13 protein-coding genes and 1 tRNA gene are annotated in these 17,588 nt (G+C 56.1%); 5 read left to right on the top strand and 9 right to left on the bottom strand.

Features of this window, described 5'->3' with window-relative positions; all coding sequences use genetic code 11:
• On the top strand, positions 1-304 hold a 304-nt coding region (locus G556_RS0105860), incomplete at its 5' end, for an IS3 family transposase (protein WP_028821653.1).
• 103 nt (positions 305-407) lie between these two features.
• Here G556_RS0105860 and G556_RS0105855 read toward each other — a convergent pair.
• Positions 408-890 (bottom strand): DUF3145 domain-containing protein, encoded by a 483-nt coding sequence (locus tag G556_RS0105855; protein WP_028822096.1) that lies wholly within the window; start codon positions 888-890, stop codon positions 408-410.
• Positions 891-1,061: 171 nt separating this feature from the next.
• On the opposite strand from G556_RS0105855, the gene G556_RS0105850 reads away from it, so the two are divergent.
• Complete coding sequence (locus G556_RS0105850; protein ID WP_028822095.1) at positions 1,062-2,876, top strand: S9 family peptidase; 1,815 nt, start codon at positions 1,062-1,064, stop codon at positions 2,874-2,876.
• On the opposite strand, the gene G556_RS0105845 is transcribed toward G556_RS0105850, so the two are convergent.
• From G556_RS0105845 to G556_RS0105825, 5 genes are read right to left on the bottom strand one after another with little or no spacing between them, the layout of a single operon-like run.
• Positions 2,863-3,573 carry a YggS family pyridoxal phosphate-dependent enzyme gene (locus G556_RS0105845; RefSeq protein WP_028822094.1) on the bottom strand — a complete coding sequence of 237 codons (711 nt, stop codon included), beginning with the start codon at positions 3,571-3,573 and terminating at the stop codon, positions 2,863-2,865. The two genes, G556_RS0105850 and G556_RS0105845, sit on opposite strands and share 14 nt — an antisense overlap.
• Before the next feature lie 18 nt (positions 3,574-3,591).
• Complete coding sequence (locus tag G556_RS0105840; RefSeq protein ID WP_028822093.1) at positions 3,592-4,530, bottom strand: VWA domain-containing protein; 939 nt, start codon at positions 4,528-4,530, stop codon at positions 3,592-3,594.
• A gap of 3 nt (positions 4,531-4,533) precedes the next feature.
• Positions 4,534-5,526, bottom strand: coding sequence for a VWA domain-containing protein (locus tag G556_RS0105835; RefSeq protein ID WP_051176728.1), 993 nt, complete (start codon positions 5,524-5,526; stop codon positions 4,534-4,536).
• Positions 5,523-6,572, bottom strand: a complete 1,050-nt coding sequence (locus G556_RS0105830; RefSeq protein WP_028822091.1) for a DUF58 domain-containing protein — start codon at positions 6,570-6,572, stop codon at positions 5,523-5,525. The genes G556_RS0105835 and G556_RS0105830 overlap by 4 nt, the downstream gene beginning before the upstream one ends.
• 6 nt (positions 6,573-6,578) lie before the next feature.
• Positions 6,579-7,796 (bottom strand): AAA family ATPase, encoded by a 1,218-nt coding sequence (locus G556_RS0105825; protein WP_028822090.1) that lies wholly within the window; start codon positions 7,794-7,796, stop codon positions 6,579-6,581.
• A gap of 94 nt (positions 7,797-7,890) precedes the next feature.
• Between G556_RS0105825 and G556_RS0105820 the strand changes: the two genes are divergently transcribed.
• Both G556_RS0105820 and G556_RS0105815 read left to right on the top strand, forming a co-directional pair.
• Positions 7,891-8,817: a hypothetical protein gene (locus G556_RS0105820; RefSeq protein WP_028822089.1), complete on the top strand. Its 927-nt coding sequence runs from the start codon at positions 7,891-7,893 to the stop codon at positions 8,815-8,817.
• 46 nt (positions 8,818-8,863) lie between these two features.
• Positions 8,864-8,937, top strand: a tRNA-Ile gene (locus G556_RS0105815).
• Positions 8,938-8,982: 45 nt separating this feature from the next.
• Here G556_RS0105815 and hrpA read toward each other — a convergent pair.
• Positions 8,983-12,876, bottom strand: a complete 3,894-nt coding sequence (hrpA, locus tag G556_RS0105810; RefSeq protein WP_028822088.1) for an ATP-dependent RNA helicase HrpA — start codon at positions 12,874-12,876, stop codon at positions 8,983-8,985.
• Positions 12,877-12,949: 73 nt separating this feature from the next.
• Here hrpA and thrB point away from each other — a divergent pair, with 73 nt between their 5' ends.
• Positions 12,950-13,852, top strand: coding sequence for a homoserine kinase (thrB, locus tag G556_RS0105805; RefSeq protein ID WP_028822087.1), 903 nt, complete (start codon positions 12,950-12,952; stop codon positions 13,850-13,852).
• Between the two features lie 188 nt (positions 13,853-14,040).
• On the opposite strand, the gene G556_RS10390 is transcribed toward thrB, so the two are convergent.
• Positions 14,041-16,491, bottom strand: a complete 2,451-nt coding sequence (locus G556_RS10390; RefSeq protein WP_036916109.1) for a phosphoketolase family protein — start codon at positions 16,489-16,491, stop codon at positions 14,041-14,043.
• Between the two features lie 89 nt (positions 16,492-16,580).
• Positions 16,581-17,519, bottom strand: a complete 939-nt coding sequence (locus tag G556_RS0105795) for an AEC family transporter (protein WP_016455716.1) — start codon at positions 17,517-17,519, stop codon at positions 16,581-16,583.
• Positions 17,520-17,588: the final 69 nt, after the last annotated feature.

Raw genomic sequence — 17,588 nt, 5'->3', positions numbered from 1 at the left:
GGGCTTGATCGTCCACACTGATCAAGGTTTCCACTATCAACACTCTTCTTGGCGTCACCAACTAGAAAAACTCGGCGCGATTCAATCAATGTCTAGAAAAGGTAACTGCTATGACAACTCCATAGCAGAAAACTTCTTCTCACACCTCAAAGTGGAGTTCTACCACCAAGAAACCTTCAAAACTATTGACCAATTCATTCGTCAATTAGACGAATACATCACCTGGTACAACACCGCACGCATCCAAGAAAAACTAGAAGGCATGAGCCCGGCCCAATACCGAACTCATGCCCTAACAGCCTAAACCGGATACTATTTAAACCATCCAACAATCGGGGGACAGTTCATAATTGGCCGGCACTTTTATTTTGCCACAAGAACAATTAGTTCCCTTGGCTCGATTAGCTTTAAACCGCAGCTGACAACCAGCGCACGGTGTAGTCGTCTGCATACCTGAACGGTTCGAGCTCATCGTCCCAGGGCTCTCCGAGAAGATCTTGTAGACCGTGACGCAATTCGCCGTCTTTAGCGGTGTCGAGCAACGCGCGAAGCTGTTGCTCACCCAAAGCGATGTCGCCGTTTTCCATGGTTAAGGAGTGGAACATGCCTAGCCGAGGAGTGAACATGTAGCGCTCTCCGTGGCCGTCAACTGGGTCTTCAGTCACCTCGAACCTGATTTGCTTGCAGTGCCTGAGTGCGCTAGCCAGGCCGGCGCTCGTACCCGGCGCGGCGGTCCAAGATATTTCGGCGCGCGACATCCTCGGTTCGGCGGGCTGGCTGCTCCAGTCGATCTCGACGTCGTGCCCGAGAACCGCTTCGATTGCCCACTCGATATGAGGGCACAGCGCAGCAGGCGCGGAGTGAATAAAGATCGCGCCACTTGTATTCATCGGCCTCTCCAATCAACTCGGGTGTCTTCCCCAACAACCAAGCTGAATCAAGGCCTGTCCATATGCTACTTGCTATGAATTCAGATTTCACCTCTACACAGCATTTAAATAATGGGCGAGATTGTTAAATGACAAGTTTTTTTCTCACACCCAGTGATTAGGATCACTGATATGACTTCGACTGGCACTTGGTCTTCGACCTTCAGCATTGATGATGTTCTTTCCGCAAGCGTCAGCATCAGCAGCGTGGTGGCAGATAGCGGTTCGCTGTATTGGCTCGAGTCCCTCCCTATGCAGGATGGCAGAACTACGATCAAGCGCATGACGAGCGGCGAGGTTGCGGAGCTAACCCCGGATTTTGATGTTCGGTCGCGCTTGTACAGCTACGGCGGCGGAGCATACGACGTAGACGCAGGTCGAGTTGTATTCGTCTCCGACGAGACCCTATGGCTTTTAGACGGGGACGAGCTGACAAAACTAACCGATCAACCGATAAGGCTGGGCGGCGTAAAAATTTTTATGGATTGCGTCTACGCAGTGCAAGAGGATGAAGATGATAATTCTTCGATCATCGAAATAAATCTAAAGACGAAGAGACTAAAGCAAATTGTCTGCGACGCAGACTTTTACGCCAACCCGGCTCCTGGCCCGGATCGACTACTTGCTTGGACGCAGTGGCAGCAGCCAGCTATGCCCTGGGATTCCTCGTGCTTGTTTTTCTCTAAACTCCGCGAAACTGGCCGGCTACCGAAGCTGGTTGCGGGCAAACCCGGCAGCGGCCTGGACGGAGTAAGCGTGCAACACCCCAGGTGGCAATCGGACGGTTCGCTCGTTTATGTCAGCGACGAAAGTGGCTACTACAACCTTCATCGGATAGACGACGGCGGGCACGTTGAAGCGCTGCACAACGAGCCATACGACTTCGATATTCCTCAATGGATTGCGACAAATGCGGCCCACGCCCCACTTGGCGATGGTCAGTTAGTCAGTCTGCGAGTCGAGGGCAAAGCGTGGCTAGGCCTGCTTAAAAACGGCCAAACTACCAAGCTTTTGCAAGTTTCAGAAGTGGATTCCATCGATTCGGATGGCGACTTCGGCTACGCAATCGTGCATAGAAGCGATCTTGGGCCTGCAATCGTCAAGGTGTCTGCGTCGGGCAAAACAGAAATTATCTACGAGATAAAGATTTCTCACAGCAGCGACGAGATCTCGGTGGCCAAGTCGCTGATTTTCGAAGGCCCGAGAGGCCGAGCACAGGCATGGTTTTATGCCCCGCAGAACCCGAAGCATACCGCCGATCAGCTGCCTCCGGTGTTGGTTCTCGCCCACAGCGGGCCGACCTTGTTCCGCACAGACCAGTACGATCCACAGGTTCAGTTTTGGACGTCTAGAGGTTTCGCGGTGCTGGACGTCAACTACTCTGGCTCTGCGGGTTTCGGTCGTGAGTTCCGCAATAGGCTGCGCGAATCGTGGACGATCGCCGATCGCGATGACGTCATAGCCGGACTCGAAATGGCTGTTAACAAAGGTCTCGTCAACGGCAAGAAAGCTATCATCAGCGGATCATCGGCTGGCGGATTGACCGTTTTCTCCGCACTGGCGCATTCCGATGCGTTCGCAGGCGGAATCAGCAGATACGGCGTAGCAGACCTGAGCGCCATGGTTGGCGGGCCAAAGTTCGAGGCCAGATACTTAGACTCGTTGGTCGGGCAGTGGCCGGAAGAGAAGCAGCGCTACGAGCAGCGCTCCCCCATCAATTCGGTCTCTAGAATAAGTTGCCCGATGCTGATTCTCCAGGGCAGCGAAGATCCGATTGTGCCACTGAAACAATCAGAGGGTATGACCGAGGCCCTTCGTGATGCAGGCGTCGAGGTCGAGCTGATCGTCTTCGAAAACGAGAGCCACGGTTTCCGCGGCTCTCAAGCTCGAAAGGATTCGCTGGAAGCCCAATACCGCTTTGCGGTTAGAGTTCTTAAGCTCGATTAGGATACTCGCGGGCGCCGAAGATGGCGGATCCGACACGAACGCACGTCGATCCATGCTCGATCGCAAGTTCGAAGTCGCCGGACATGCCCATAGACAATTCATGCCATGAATGCGCAGGAATGTTCTTTTTGAGCTTCGCCTGAAGATCGCGGAGGGTCTCGAAGCAAGCAGCGACCTTGCCCATGTCCGGACCGGGAATCGCTACCGTCATTAGGCCTCGGGGGCAAAGCCTCGGGAACTCATCCAGCGCCTGCGCAAAATCCAATACGTCTCCGGGGTTCAGACCGTGTTTGGACTCTTCGCCTGAGGTATTAACCTCTATGAGCACGTCCAGGTCTTTGTCCAGTTCGTCTAGGCGACGATTGAGCATTCTCGCAACCTTGAGGCGTTCCAGCGCCTGGAATTCGTCTGCGATCTCAGCAGCGATACGACACTTGTTCGACTGCAGCGGACCGATAAGGGCCCAGTGCAAGTCAAGATCGCTCATTTCCGCGCGTTTCGTGTCGATTTCCTGGACGCGATTTTCGCCGAATTCACGAACCCCAGCGGCGACGGCATCACGAAGAACCCCGCTCGGGTGGGTTTTACTGACAGGCAAAAGCCTGACTTCCGAGAGATCCCTGCCGGCGCGCTCACAGGCAGCCTGGATCCTGGCCTTAACTTGTACCAAATTCGAAGAGATAGTATCGCTGCTCATAGCTTCTAGCCTAGCCAGTTAGGGCCACCGTGCAGCCAGAGAGATGACGCCCGCCGCGGCTAACAGCGCGAAGATTGCTGCTATGCCCGCGTAGCGTTCGGTGATCTCCACTTTTTCCTCGTCGTAGCCGAGAGAAATCGCCAAGGTTTCATAGACGCTCTTAAGATCGCTGCTGGACTCTGCGGAGTACTTTTTGCCGCCGGAAATATTCGCCACAGTGGCTAATTCGGCATGGTCGACTGGCACCGGCAGACGTTGACCGTTTTCACGAACGTAGCCACCCGGTGTACCGAAAGCGATGGTGTATACGGGCACCCCCTGGCTCTTTGCGGCTGCGGCAGCGTCAGCAGACTTTCGTCCAACATTCGTATAACCGTCAGATAGGAGCACAATTGCCGCTGGCACAGGCTCTTCCGGATCGTCCGGGTTGGGCGGAGCGAATCGGAGCGAATCTAACGCGGAATAAATACCTTCGCCGATCGCCGTGGAGGGCGCCATCTGGGCCGCGTCGATAGATGCTTTCACACTCGACCGGTCCGTTGTCGGCACGGTCTGAAGCTCAATGTCGCCGGCAAAAAGGACTAGAGAAACGTTGAACTCTTGCGGCAGCAGATCGACGAATTCTTTTGCCGAGCTCTTCGCAGATTCGATTCTGCTGGGCGTCACGTCCTGGGCGCGCATCGAATGCGACACATCGATCGCAACGACAACCGTCGCTCTCTGCCTTGGCACCTGGTGCACTCCTAGCGGCTGAGCCCAGGCGATCACGAGGGTCGCTACGGAAAGAAGGCATGCAATCACGCTCAGATGTCTTTTAACCCCGGATTGCCTGGGCACTGCTCCGCCGAAGCTCTCCCTGGATTTTCGACCGCTCTTGACGCTGACCAACAAATAGGCCATCGCGAGGACAGCCACCAGCGCCAGCCAGCCCAGCCGGGAGGGATTCAAGAACTCCATTTACTACCCCCTAGCCGCGATTCTGATGCCGCCAATGCAGGCAATGGTGGCGAATAGCAAGGCGTAGAAGGCCCACCTGGCGGTGATCTCTTTGTTGACCTCTTCGTAGCTAATCGCGCTGTTCATTTTCTCGTAGGCTTCTTTGAGTTTTTCTGGGCTCTTTGCCCCGATAGTTTCTCCGCCAGTTTGGGAGGCGATCTGAGACATGAGTTCTGTGTCTGGGGCGACGTTGAAGCGTTCGCCGTCCACGTCGACGAAGCCATTCATAGTGCCGTAGGCGATGGTGTAGACGGGTATTTCTAGTTCTTTTGCCTTTTCTAACGCGGTCTTCGTGCCTGGTGACATCGATTCGCCGGGAACCGCGCCGCCGTCGCCGCCGTCGGAGAGCAAAACGATCATGCCCGGAACATGAGTTTCGGATTCGCCGGGAGCAGACTGGATAGTGCTGATCGCCTGGTCAAGAGCCTTGCCAATATTCGTGCCCTCTGCCGGCTCCATGAGCTCGATGGCGCGCCTGGCCGCTCCCCTGTCTTTGGACGCCGGGATGAGCGTGTTGGGCTGACCAGCAAGTTTGATGACAGAAAGGTTGTATTTGGCAGGCAAACCATCCAGAAAGTTAATCGCCGCGTTTTTTGATGCGTCGAATCTATTCGGAGAGATATCCGTCGCCTGCATGGAGATAGAGGAATCCAGGACGAGAGCAACTGTGGCCCGCTCGCGGGGCACCTTTTCCTTGCCCGCGGGCCGAGCCCAAGCGAAAATGACGGCAGCCAAAGCCAGCAGAGCTGTTAGCACTATCAGGTGGCGGCGCCACTGGCTTTGTCTGGGTAGAACAGCCCCGACTATCGCGGTTTGCGTATACCGGATGCCTCGGTTCCTTCGCAGCCCAAGTAGCGCAATGTATGCAACTACTAGCAGTAAAACCAGGATGAGCGCCCAGAGTCGTTCAGGTGCGAGGAAATCCCAGAACAGAAAACGAATGGTTTCCTCGTTCACTTCGCCACCCCCTTAGGAGGCTGGTGAATTACTCCCGCTGTGCGCCGGTAGGTGAGCACGAATCTTGCGATATCAGCTACCCAATCTGAATCGGTGCGAAGTACCAAGTGACCGACGCTGGCTCGTCTCATCGCCGCTGCGGTCCTGCGTCTTTGGGCGGCGTTTGCATAGTCAATGGCCCTACGCGCCCTCGCCTCGGAGGTGTTTACAAACCTGGAGAAATTAGTCTCCGGATCTCGTATCAACTGCTCCCCAGCGTCTGGAAAATTGATTTCTGCGGGGTCGATCACCTCGATGCAAAGCACCTGGTTACGCACTGCGAGACGCCTCAGGGGCCTCTCCCAAGCTGGCGGTGAATTCGGATCTACGTCTTCGTCTCCGGCGGTGAGGAAATCGGAGACCACTATTCTCATTCCCCTGCGTCTCTGAGTGCGGACTAGGGCCTCGATGCCATCGACGAGACTTAGATTTGGTGACGGATCGTCTTTTTCGATCGGGTCTTCCAAAAGTTTTCTGAGCAACCCGTATAGCGCCTGTCTGCCTGATCTTGCCGGGTAACGGCGAACCTCGTCCGAATGCAACACCAGCCCACCGAACCTGTCGCCCATCTTCTGACTGACGAAACCGAGGGTGGCGATGGCGGCGATGCCGAGGTCCCGTTTTGTGACGGATGCAGTTCCCCAGTTCATCGAGGGAGTCGAATCCAGCAGCGCGTAAATTTCTAGCTCGCGGTCAGCAATTGTGTCTCGCACGTGAGGCACCATGGTTCGAGCCGTGACTGCCCAATCCATCTTTCTGACGTCGTCTTGACCCGGAACGTATGGACGGGCGTCGTTCAGGTCTGAACCTGTTCCTGGGATCAGCCCCAAGTGGTCGCCTTGCAAAAATCCTTCCAGCCTGCGGACGATCTTTAGTTCGAGTCGGTTTAATGCCGCCTCGGGGGCAAGATCGTGAACGCCGATGGTCGGCCCGCTGGGCTCGCTGATTACGCTGGCGGAGGCGAGCTGCTTTTGGAACTTGGGAGGCTCGAAGTCAATCGGAGGCATCCGTTTCTACCTTCTGCTACCCGGATTGGGCGGAGGGAAGTTCAGGTTGCCGCTATTTGGATTGACAGGGCGGCGACGAATGATTCTCTGTGAGCTTTGCTGCGCAGGTGGCGTCTTTTGCAGTTGGGGATTCTGCACAACGTTGGGAACCGCAGGTGCAGGCGTCTGGGCGTTAGGGACCGGCGGAGTGTTTGCTGCGCGGGCAGCTATTCCAGCGGAATTTTTCTTGTCACCCTTCCACACTGGTGTAGGTGCCGGCACAGTTTTAATAATTTTGTCGACGACGTCCAGCGCGGACACGTCGTCGGCTATCGCATCGAAGCTTAGGGTGAGTCTGTGCGCCATGACGTCTGGGGCGATCTCCTGAACATCGCTTGGTAACACGTAGTCGCGACCCTTAATCAGCGCCAGCGCCCTGGCAGCGGCCGAAAGGCCTAACGTTGCACGAGAAGAGTTGCCGATCTGAATGATCGGTTTCAGGTCTTCCAGCCCGAAGTCGGCGGGGTTCCTAGTCGCCAGCACTAACCTGACGATGTACTCGTTGACCAGCTGATGCACGGAGATGCTCGCCGCCTTTTCCTGAAGAGCGAGAGTTATCTTTGGGTCTAGAAGCTGGGTTGCCTGCGGGGGCTTAACAGCCATCCGCTGCAGGATCTCCAACTCTTCGTCGCCCTTGGGATAGGGCACGTCGACCTTAAGCAGGAAGCGGTCTCGCTGAGCCTCAGGAAGAGGATAGACGCCCTCGGATTCGACGGGGTTTTGGGTGGCAATCACGGTGAATGGATCCGGCAGCGGATACGTCTTGCCGGCGATGGTCACCTGCTTTTCTGCCATCAGCTCGAGCATCGCGGACTGCACCTTTGCAGGTGCGCGGTTGATTTCGTCTGCTAGAACGAAGTTCACAAAAACAGGCCCGAGCTCAACGTCAAAGGTCTCTTTGGAGGCCGAGTAAACGCGGGTGCCGACTATATCGCTGGGCACCAGGTCGGGGGTGAATTGAACGCGCGCGAAGTCGCCGCCAACAACCTTGGAGAAAGTGCGCACCGCGAGAGTCTTCGCGGTTCCGGGAACGCCTTCTAGAAGGATGTGGCCTTTAGCTAGCAAGCCAACCATCAGCTGCTGAACCATATGGTCTTGCCCGACGATTACTTGCTGGATGGCGGCGATGGCTTCCTTCAACAGTGCTGAAGCCGCTTTGGTGTCCTGCACGTCAGTGATGGTCACAATTCTCCTAGATTGCTTGGACTTGATTACAAGGGTACTAACCCAACCTGTGAGTAGTCGAAGAACTTAGACGGTGGGGCTAGGATTGCTAACGATGCATCAGCCAAGCTCTCTACCCGGCAGCGGGCCACAAGCGTATCCGCTGCTTGCTAGCGACCCTCCGAAAATCGGCAGCTTCTGGTTGGACGCAAGAATGACTGCAAGCCGAGGAGCGGTTGTTTATTTTGGGCACTCCAGCTTCGGTTCAGAAGTGTTGTTGCTTCGCTTAAACGCAGGAGCAGCCGGCGACGCCGCCGTTCGAGATCGCTTAAGCGGCGAAATCAACAAGATGCACAAGCAGACCGTCATAGCGATGGGCGGCGAAGGTCAGAACCGAGGCCGACTCAGCGATAAATATGACCACGAATACGACGACCCCTACTTGTCCGGCGAAGAGGTGGCGCCCTGGGTCGCATTGGCATACGACGGAAGCGAACGGTCGATCGCCGAGGCTAACCGCCTGCTTCGAACTATCGACCTTTCGATCCCCGTCAGTCAAGATGCCGGACCCGACTATTTACTTCCTTGGGAGAAGGACGCGTCAACGGGCCGGTGGCGAGTTTGGCCGCTTCCTTGGCCAGGACGTCACGATCGTGCGGGTGTCTTGCCCATCCTCGCCGCCTGGCTAATGACGATAGTTCTAGCAGGTCTTGGGCTACTCATAGCGGTGCTGCTTTTCCAGAACACGCCCCCGGAGCAACCACAGCCTCCTGTCCCGACTCAAAATCAGAGCCAAAGCTCCAACGATCCGAGCCAGGGCGAGTCTGAATCGTCAGCCGACCAAAAAAGCTCTACCCCCGATCAGGGAGAGTCCGGAGAAAGCCAGTCCGCGAGCCCTCAGGATAGTCAATCGGCTTCCCCAGGCGAGGGGGAAACCGCTCGAGAGTCTGAGGATCCAAACGCAGATCCGTCTAAGCAGCCCTCGATGAACGACGAGGGCGAGAGCTCGCCGAAACCGACCAACGGGCGCACCAAGCTTTAACTATTTTTTGGCTTCCTATATAATGAAACTTCGGCAAGTCCGTTTCGGGACCTTAGCTCAGCAGGTTAGAGCAGGGGACTCATAATCCCTTTGTCGCGGGTTCGAGCCCCGCAGGTCCTACTATCCTCCTCAAAATCCACTTTTTGAAGCAGCTTTTGTTGCTTTTTATAAGATTTGCGATATTTTGTTCCTGATTCGTTTAGCTGAAACCGGAACCGCAGTGCCGAGCTGTTGCGCAAAGAATTGCACGCGCAACTCCTCGATCATGAAGGCGATATCGTCCACCTCATCGGGAATCGGCCCGGCGGGCAGGCGGTCACAAAGCGCATCGTATTCGTCTAGTAACGAATAGATGACATTCGAATTTTGCACATCCCTATTCGGGTTCACAGTATACGAACTCATCCGCGAAAGCATCGCTTGAAGATACTTAGGCAGCTGCCGATACCAGGGATCTCTAATGAACGAGATAAACCCAGGAAAGTACAGGTCCTGAAGCTGCTGTAATATCTCGTCACCGATTGAACTCTCCGCAGCTTGAACGCGAACCTGAGCGGCCAACTCGCAGACCTTCGCAGCCACGTCCACCACTCTGACCATCTGGTCCGCCTGTTCCTTGCGAACTTCTAAGGCCAGCCTGTCGAAATCCTTCTCGTTCCAGACCAACAACCCGCCGTGCGCCTCCGCCGCCTGCCCAGCCGCCTTCAACCAGGCGTCCGTCAGCAGATCCTGCATCGAGTCGTACGGGCTGGACGGCAGCGCCAGCTTCTGGTCGTTACGCATCCTTGAAACCGCCCAGCGTGTCGGGTCCGGATTGACCAGCTGAAGAAGACGCCGCACTCCCCTAGAGTGAGTCGTCCGCTGTCGCTCCTCAGTCTCCTCGAGCACCTGCCCAACGTTAGAGCCGAAGTCGCGAAGCGCAGGATATCCAATCGCGGTGATGCCCGAACGCTTGACCTTTTTGGTTTGGGGAATATCGCCGAAAGTCCAACTATCCGACTTCTGTGACTTAGGTGCCACCTTGTTAATCGTTTTTGCAACCTGAACGGCAAGATCTTTGCGCAGCTCGCCCAGATCGTTACTGTAGACGGCGTCTCGTCCGGGCCTGGTCACCTCGAACCCGACCTGCAGGTGGTCGGGCACCTTGGACGGGTTCCAATCATTAGAGTCGACTGCAACACCGTTCAGTGCAAATAGCGCGCGTCCCAGCTCGTCGCAAAAACGTTTGGTTCTATCCGCCCCGTTCTCCTCGAGCCAAGTTAATGCGGCACGCGCATGATCTGGTGCAGGAACAAATTGCGTGCGAACCTGCTTAGGCAAATGCCTGATCAGTTCCGTCGCCAGCTCTAGGCGAAGCCCAGGCACCTGCCACGAGAACGGTTCCGGAGAGATCTGGTTCAACTGCGCGAGTGGCATTTTTACCGAGACGCCATCCCTGCCGGCTCCAGGAGCGAACTCGTAGCTGACCGGCAAATTAAGGGCGCCGAACTGCCACCTGTCCGGGAACTGCTCGCGAGCGGACGCAATGTCTTCCTCTTCTGCGAACAGGTCGATATCAAACTCGAGGAATGTCTTATCGGGATACTTCTTCCACCACTTGTCGAAAGTGGACTGGGAGTTGACGTCGCTTGGCAAGCGCACGTCGTAGAACTCGAAAATATCTCGATCGTCGACGAAAATTCCGCTGCCACGAGTCCGGTCGACGATCTCATCCGCTTCCGCAAGCACGGCTCGATTGTGCCTAAGGAAGTCGTGGTTAGCGTATCGATCGTCCGGGCGCCACTCACCCTCTACGATGCCAGTCTGGATGAAAATCTTTCGCGCCTCTGCAGGGTCTATCCGACCGAAATTCACCAATCTGTCGGCGAAAATCGGCACACCAAGCAGGGTTGCACGTTCCCTTGCCACGACGTTATTGCGGCTAGCGGCGAAATGCGGTTCCGTGTAATTTCGCTTCAACAAGTGCCCGCCGATCTGCTCAACCCACTCAGGCTGAATCTCTTCGACCGTCCTCGCCCACAACCTAGAAGTCTCAACCAACTCCACAGCCACCACCAACTGCGGAGGATTCTTGGCCAGAGCTGAGCCCGGCTGGATGGCGAACTTGGCTCCCCTCGCGCCCTGGAATTCAGTTAATGGACGTCTGAGCCGCTTTCCGGTTTTTGGTTTTTCAGGCCGGGGCAGCTGGAATCCGATATTTCCCAGCAGTCCCGAAAGAGCGCTGATGATCACCTTGTCGTAAGAGGCTGGTTTATCGTTCTTCTTCATCTTCAGCGACTTGCAGATCTGACCAAGTTGAGTGTGCAGGTCTTGCCACTCTCGGGTGCGCATAAAGTTCAAGAATTCGTTGCGGCAAAGTTTACGAAACTGATTTCCGGAAAGCTCCTTGCGTTTGACCTTCAAGTAGCCCCACATGCGAAGGATCGCGATTATGTCTCCTCCGCTGTCGCCGCCGGGTTGGGCCTTAGCTTTCACCTTTTTTGCGTTCATCGCCCGGGCGCGCTCAGTCTTAGAAGTGTGCACGGTGAAGCGCAGCGGCTCACCTGCTTTCGCCTGACCGTAATCGACGTGCTCTTTTTGTTTTTTGTCGCCCGCAAGAGGCTGATCCATTGCCGCATCGGAAAAGAACCTGGCGTGAAGCTGATCTGCTTGCTCGCGCTGCTCCGCCGGCCGTTCACGAATGTCCTGAATGCCCAAGAAAGAAACCACTATCAGTACTTCCTTTAGGCAATCGCGCCTGGACGCCTCGATTAGCATCCTGCCCAGCTTCGGGTCGATCGGAAGTTCGGCGAGCGCGTGTCCGACACGAGTCAGCCTGGTCGGCTTGCGCTTAGCAAGGGCTCCGAGTTCGTCGAGCAGTCGAACGCCGTCGGCGATTTGAGAGGAATCCGGAGCCTCAACGAACGGGAAATTCTCAATGTCTCCCAACCTGGCCTTGGCCATCTGGAGGATTACCGAAGCAAGATTAGTGCGAAGGATCTCCGGCTCGGTGAATTCGTCACGAGCCGCAAAATCCTCTTCGCTGTATAGCCGAATTGCCACGCCGGGTGCGACACGGCCGCAGCGGCCTGCCCGCTGATTCGCGGACGCCTGGCTAATCGGCTCGATTGGCAGGCGCTGCACCTTGGTCCTTGCGGAATAGCGGGAGATACGCGCAGTTCCGGCATCAATGACGTATCTAATTCCCGGCACCGTCAGGGAGGTTTCTGCGATGTTCGTAGATATCACGATTCGCCGTCCCCTGTGGGACTGGAAAATCCGATGCTGTTCCACGGCGGAGAGCCTGGAGTGAAGCGGCAAAACTTCCATCGGAGCAAGCCGTTTAGCGGTGATCGCGTCATCAATCGCATCTTGCGCGTCGCGAATCTCGCGCTCCCCCGAACAGAAAACCAGGATGTCGCCACGGCCAACGCCGATGAGTTCGCGGACCGCCTCGACTATGCCCTCGGACTGCTCAATTTCTTGGCCATCACGAGCCAGCGGACGGTAACGAATTTCGACCGGATAACCGCGTCCGGAAACCTCAACGATCGGGGCGTCACCAAAATGTTTCGAAAACCGAGCTGTGTCGATTGTCGCCGATGTGATGATCACCTTTAGATCGTCACGCCTAGCCAAAAGCTGTTTTAGGTATCCGAGTAGGAAATCGATGTTCAGGCTTCGCTCGTGCGCCTCGTCAATGATTATCGTGTCGTATTTTCGAAGATCTCGATCGTGGGTGATCTCGTTTAACAAGATTCCGTCGGTCATGAGCTTGATCCGGGTATCGGCACCGGTCTGGCGAGTGAACCTTACCTGATAGCCAACTAGCTGCCCCAGGTTCGTGCCGGTTTCTTCAGCGATTCGCTCGGCAACGCTCCTAGCGGCTATCCGCCTGGGCTGAGTGTGCCCGATGCTCTGCCTGCCAGCGAGCAAACACATCTTTGGCAGCTGAGTGGTTTTACCCGAACCGGTCTCACCGGCCACAACGATGACGGGATGCTCCCTCAACAGCCCCACTATCTCGTCAACGTGGGAACTGATCGGCAGTGCCGGAAAATCGATTGTTGGCTCAGACATATCCCATCTAGCCTAAACCAACAGGCAACACGTTCGTTCCATATGCGCCATACCACCTGTAATGTGGGCTTCTATGCAGGTCAAAGACACCACGGTCAAGGTTAGGGTCCCAGCCACGACGGCAAACATGGGTCCCGGTTTCGACTCGTTCGGAATGGCATTTCGCTATTACGACGAGGTAACCGCGCGTCCCATTTCCGGACACACCCGTGTCTACGCCAAGGACGAAGGCGCAGGAGCCAGCGTCCCCGGCGACGACGGAAACCTGATCGTGCGCACTCTGCGAGTCGGCCTAGAAACAGCTGGACTGCACCAGAGCGGCTTCGAGCTGCACTGCACCAACCGAATCCCGCAGGGAGGGGGGCTCGGTTCTTCGGCTGCGGCGATCGTCGCGGGCCTGATGCTTGCCCGCGGCTTCGCGGAAGACGAATCCAGCCTTGACGACCACACGATCTTCTCCATCGCCACCGCATTCGAAGGACATCCTGACAACGTGGCGCCTGCAGTTTTCGGCGGCGCGACGGTTGCCTGGATGGACGACAAGGGTAAGCCCCAATCCGCACCCATGCCCGTCGATGCCACGCAGCCCGTGACGCTCTTCGCACCCCCTATCGGATTGCGTCTGGCAACGGAAAAAGCTCGTGCGGTGCTGCCGAACTCGATTCCCCGAGAGGACGCGGTTTTCAATACTTGCCGGGCCGCGGTGCTGATGCTCGCGCTAAATGGGCGACGCGACCTGCTTATGGAAGGCACCGAGGACAGGCTGCACCAGGACTACCGTCGTGGCGTGCTGCCCGAAACCATGAAACTGATCGACCGGCTCCGCGCCGGGGGCCACCCGGCCGTCATCTCCGGGGCCGGCCCCACCGTGTTGGTGCTCGGCGAGGTCGACGAGGACGCCGCGAAAGCTGCAAGCGCGGACGGCTGGCGGATGCTTACCCCAGGGATCGACACTGAGGGCGCAAAAATTCAGTAACTTGATTTTTCTGCCAAACTCACCTGAATAGATTCTCAACACCCTTGAGATTTCGCGAATGCCCCAGTCAGAGCCTTATTCATCATTTTGAAAGACAAGCTCCGGAATTTGAGCGTTGAGTTTGGCAAATTTTTTTGGCTAGACGTGAGAAGTGGAGCCCCTCGAGGCCCCACTTATCACGCTTCTTTCTAGCGGTCAGGCAGCGGAGGACGCGCTACGTGCGCCTCGCTATGGTTCGGGTTGGCATCCAGATCAGGAGCCTCAAAACTGCCGAGTTTCCAGTTTCGGACCTCGGGCATATCCTCCAGATGCTCCACGATGTACTCCTGGTGACGAGCAAGCTGCGACTCGCACCAGCGGTACAGCTTGATCGCGTTATCAGGCACCCTCTTAGCGTTATTGAGGATGTCCATCACCAAGTGGTAACGATCGATTTCGTTACGAACCACCATGTCGAACGGTGTCGTCGTGGTGCCCTGCTCCTTGAAGCCACGAGCGCGGAAGCGATCCGCATCGGGACGGCCATGCACCAGCTGGTGGATAGCGCCCGGATAACCGTGGAAGGCGAAGATTACATCGACGTCGTCGGTGAACAGATCCTTAAAGTGCTGGGTACTCATGCCGCTAGGGTGGTCCTTAGGCCTGTAGAGACTGGTCAGGTTAACGACGTTAACGAACCTGATCTTGATCTGCGGGCACACGGTCTTAACAATCTCAGCCGCAGCAACCGCTTCCATGGTCACAACATCGCCTGCGCAGGCAACGACGATGTCAGGATCCTCGTCGCCGAGCCCCTCGCTGCCAGCCCAATCCCAGATACCGTAGCCACGGTTGCAATGCTCGATGGCATCGTCCATGCTCAACCACTGCGGCTGAGGCTGCTTATCTTGGACGATCAAGTTAACCAAGTTCTTAGTGCGGAACACGTGGTCGCTGACGGCAAGCAGGCTGTTGGCGTCCGGCGGCAAGTAAATCCTGCCCACCTCACCGCGCATGTTCAACACGATCTGCAGAAGTTCCGGAGCTTGATGGCTGAAACCGTTGTGGTCGTTACGCCAGCAGGTTGAGCTGAGCAAAATATTGGTGCTCGGCACCTTGGCTCGCCAGTCGAGAGCGTTGGCCTCTTGCAGCCACTTAGCGGCCTGCATAGTCATGGACGCGGAAACCATTCCGAATGCCTCGTAGCTGGCGAACATTCCGTGCCGGCCAGTCAAGTTGTAGCCATCGAGCCAACCGTGGCAGTTGTGCTCAGAAAGCACTTCCATTACGCGGCCCTGCGGGCTGAGCTTCTCGTCGATGACGTTTACGCGCTCCATGAAGGTGCGGTCGGACACGTCAAATACTGCTCCAAGACGGTTCGAATTTGTCTCATCCGGGCAAAACAGCCTGAAGTTATCAGGATTGTCCCGGTAGATATCGCGCAGGAACTCTCCGAGCTTTCGAGTCGATTCGAGTCGGTCACTCGCCCTAGTCTCCGGCGTCACCTCAACGGCGTACTGCTTGAAGTCAGGCAGGTTGAGGTCCTTCGTCAACAATCCACCGTTAGCGTGCGGATTTGCGGACATCCGAAGATCACCCTCGGGGTTGTTCGATTCGACAAGCTCGCTGGGCGACCCATCTTCATTAAACAATTCCTCGATCTTGTACGAGCGCATCCACTCCTCGAGGAGCTTTAGATGATCGGGATCCTGCTTGACACCTGACAGCGGTACCTGGTGAGCACGCCACGTGCCCTCAACCGTTTTACCGTCCACCTGGTGCGGACCCGTCCAGCCCTTAGGCGTACGCAGAATGATCATCGGCCAAATCGGACGAGATCCGTCCCAGTTACCTTGGCGAGCAGATTCCTGAATGTCCTTAATCCGGTCGTAGCAGTAAGCCAACGCCGCCGCAAACCTCTCGTGCATCCACGGCAGGTCGTCGCCCTCTACCCAGACGACTTCGTATCCGTGACCCTCGAACAGGCTCGTCACCTCGTCGGGATCTTTTCGCGAAAGAACGCTCGGGCTAGCGATCTTTGCGCCATTGAGATGCAGGATCGGCAGCACCGCACCATCGTGTACGGGATTTAGGAAGCTAATGCCCTTCCAGCTGCCCTCTAGCGGACCGGTTTCCGCCTCGCCGTCTCCGACGACGGCAGCCACCAGAAGGTCCGGATTGTCGAACACTGCACCGAATGCGTGCGATAACGCATATCCGAGCTCACCGCCTTCGTGAATCGAACCGGGGGTCGTAACGGAACAGTGCGACGGAATGCCTCCGGGCGCGCTGAACTGCCTGAACAGTCGACGCATCCCGCTAAAGTCTTGAGTCACTTTAGGGAAGCAGTCGGAATACGTACCCTCGAGATAAGAGGCACCAACCAATGCGGGGCCGCCGTGGCCTGGCCCGGCGATGTATATCGTTGACTGGCCTGTCTTCTTTATCAGTCGATTCAAGTGGGCATAAATAAAGCCGAGACCGGCACTGGTTCCCCAGTGACCAAGCAACCTCGGCTTAATATCATCGGCGCTAAGCGGGCGCCGCAGAAGCGGGTTTTCTTGCAGATAAATCTGCCCCACGCTCAGGTACATGTTTGCCCGCCACCAAGCATCGACAGCGAGCAATTCTTGCTTTGTGAATTTTTCAACCCTTGACATATCTTCAGGCTATTACTGATCACAATTCAATAACAGTGCCTGCGGTAAAGGATTGCATTAATTGCCAAAATCAAGATCCGAGTCTTATCTCAGTACACGGCATGTAGCACCGTTGCGAAGATTGTGATCACGGGTATACAGGCGAATGAGGTGATGAAAATCGCGTCGCGAGCCATGGTCACGGACTCTTTGCCGCGCATGGCGAAAACAAACACGTTCTGGGCACACGGTAGACCTGCCATGACCGTCACAGCAAGAGTTGTTACAGAGTCGAGCTTGAACACAAAGATTGACAAAAGTGCCGCCACCAAAGGCATGACAACTGTCTTTAGTGTCGCGATGAACCAGGTCTCGCCAGCATTTTGCCTTCCTGGGATGGGACCTATCCGCAGGGAGACACCAAAAGCAATCAGCATCGCTGGCACGGAGAAATCTCCTAAGATCTCGACGGTTCTCAGCAATGCGCTGGGGTACTCGATCTTGACGATATTGCTCAAAATCCCTAAAAGCACACCGATCGTCATCGGATTCTTGAACGGCAGGCTCAGGTAGCTCAGTTTAGAAACTTCGCGACCGCTCTTCTTCACCAGTTGAGCATCCAAGATGGAAAGTCCGAGAGGCTGGAGTAGGAGCACCTGAACCAGAAGCACGGGCGCCACCCAGCTGGAATCACCAATCACCGCAAGCGTTATAGGCACGCCCATATTGTTCGCATTCACGTAGCTAGACGCAAACGTGCCGATGACAGCGTGGCCGAGATTCGGCTTCCAGATCAATCGCGATACGACCACATAGATGAGCGCTGTCAGCACTATCGCGCTTGCCGATGCCAAGACATTGAAGGAAAAGATTCGCCCCAGATCGGCTCGATACATAGAAGCGAAAAGAAGGCATGGCAGACCCGCACGAAACGACGTCTTGGCTAGCGCCTCCTGAGCAGACCTGTCGAGGATGCCGATGTGAGCCAAAACCCAACCGACACCGGCAATCGCCCAAATAGTAGCGAACCCGCTCAATGCGCTTAACACGCCGCAAGTATATGGCACGGCCAGATTCATCCATCAATTATTTTCGTCTCGGCTTTAGCAATTGGTTAA

The sequence above is a fragment of the Propionimicrobium lymphophilum DSM 4903 genome (assembly GCF_000423485.1).
GTDB lineage: Bacteria > Actinomycetota > Actinomycetes > Propionibacteriales > Propionibacteriaceae > Propionimicrobium > Propionimicrobium lymphophilum.
The sequence above is the reverse complement of the archived record's forward strand: the minus strand, read 5'-3'. Positions and strand labels throughout refer to the sequence as shown.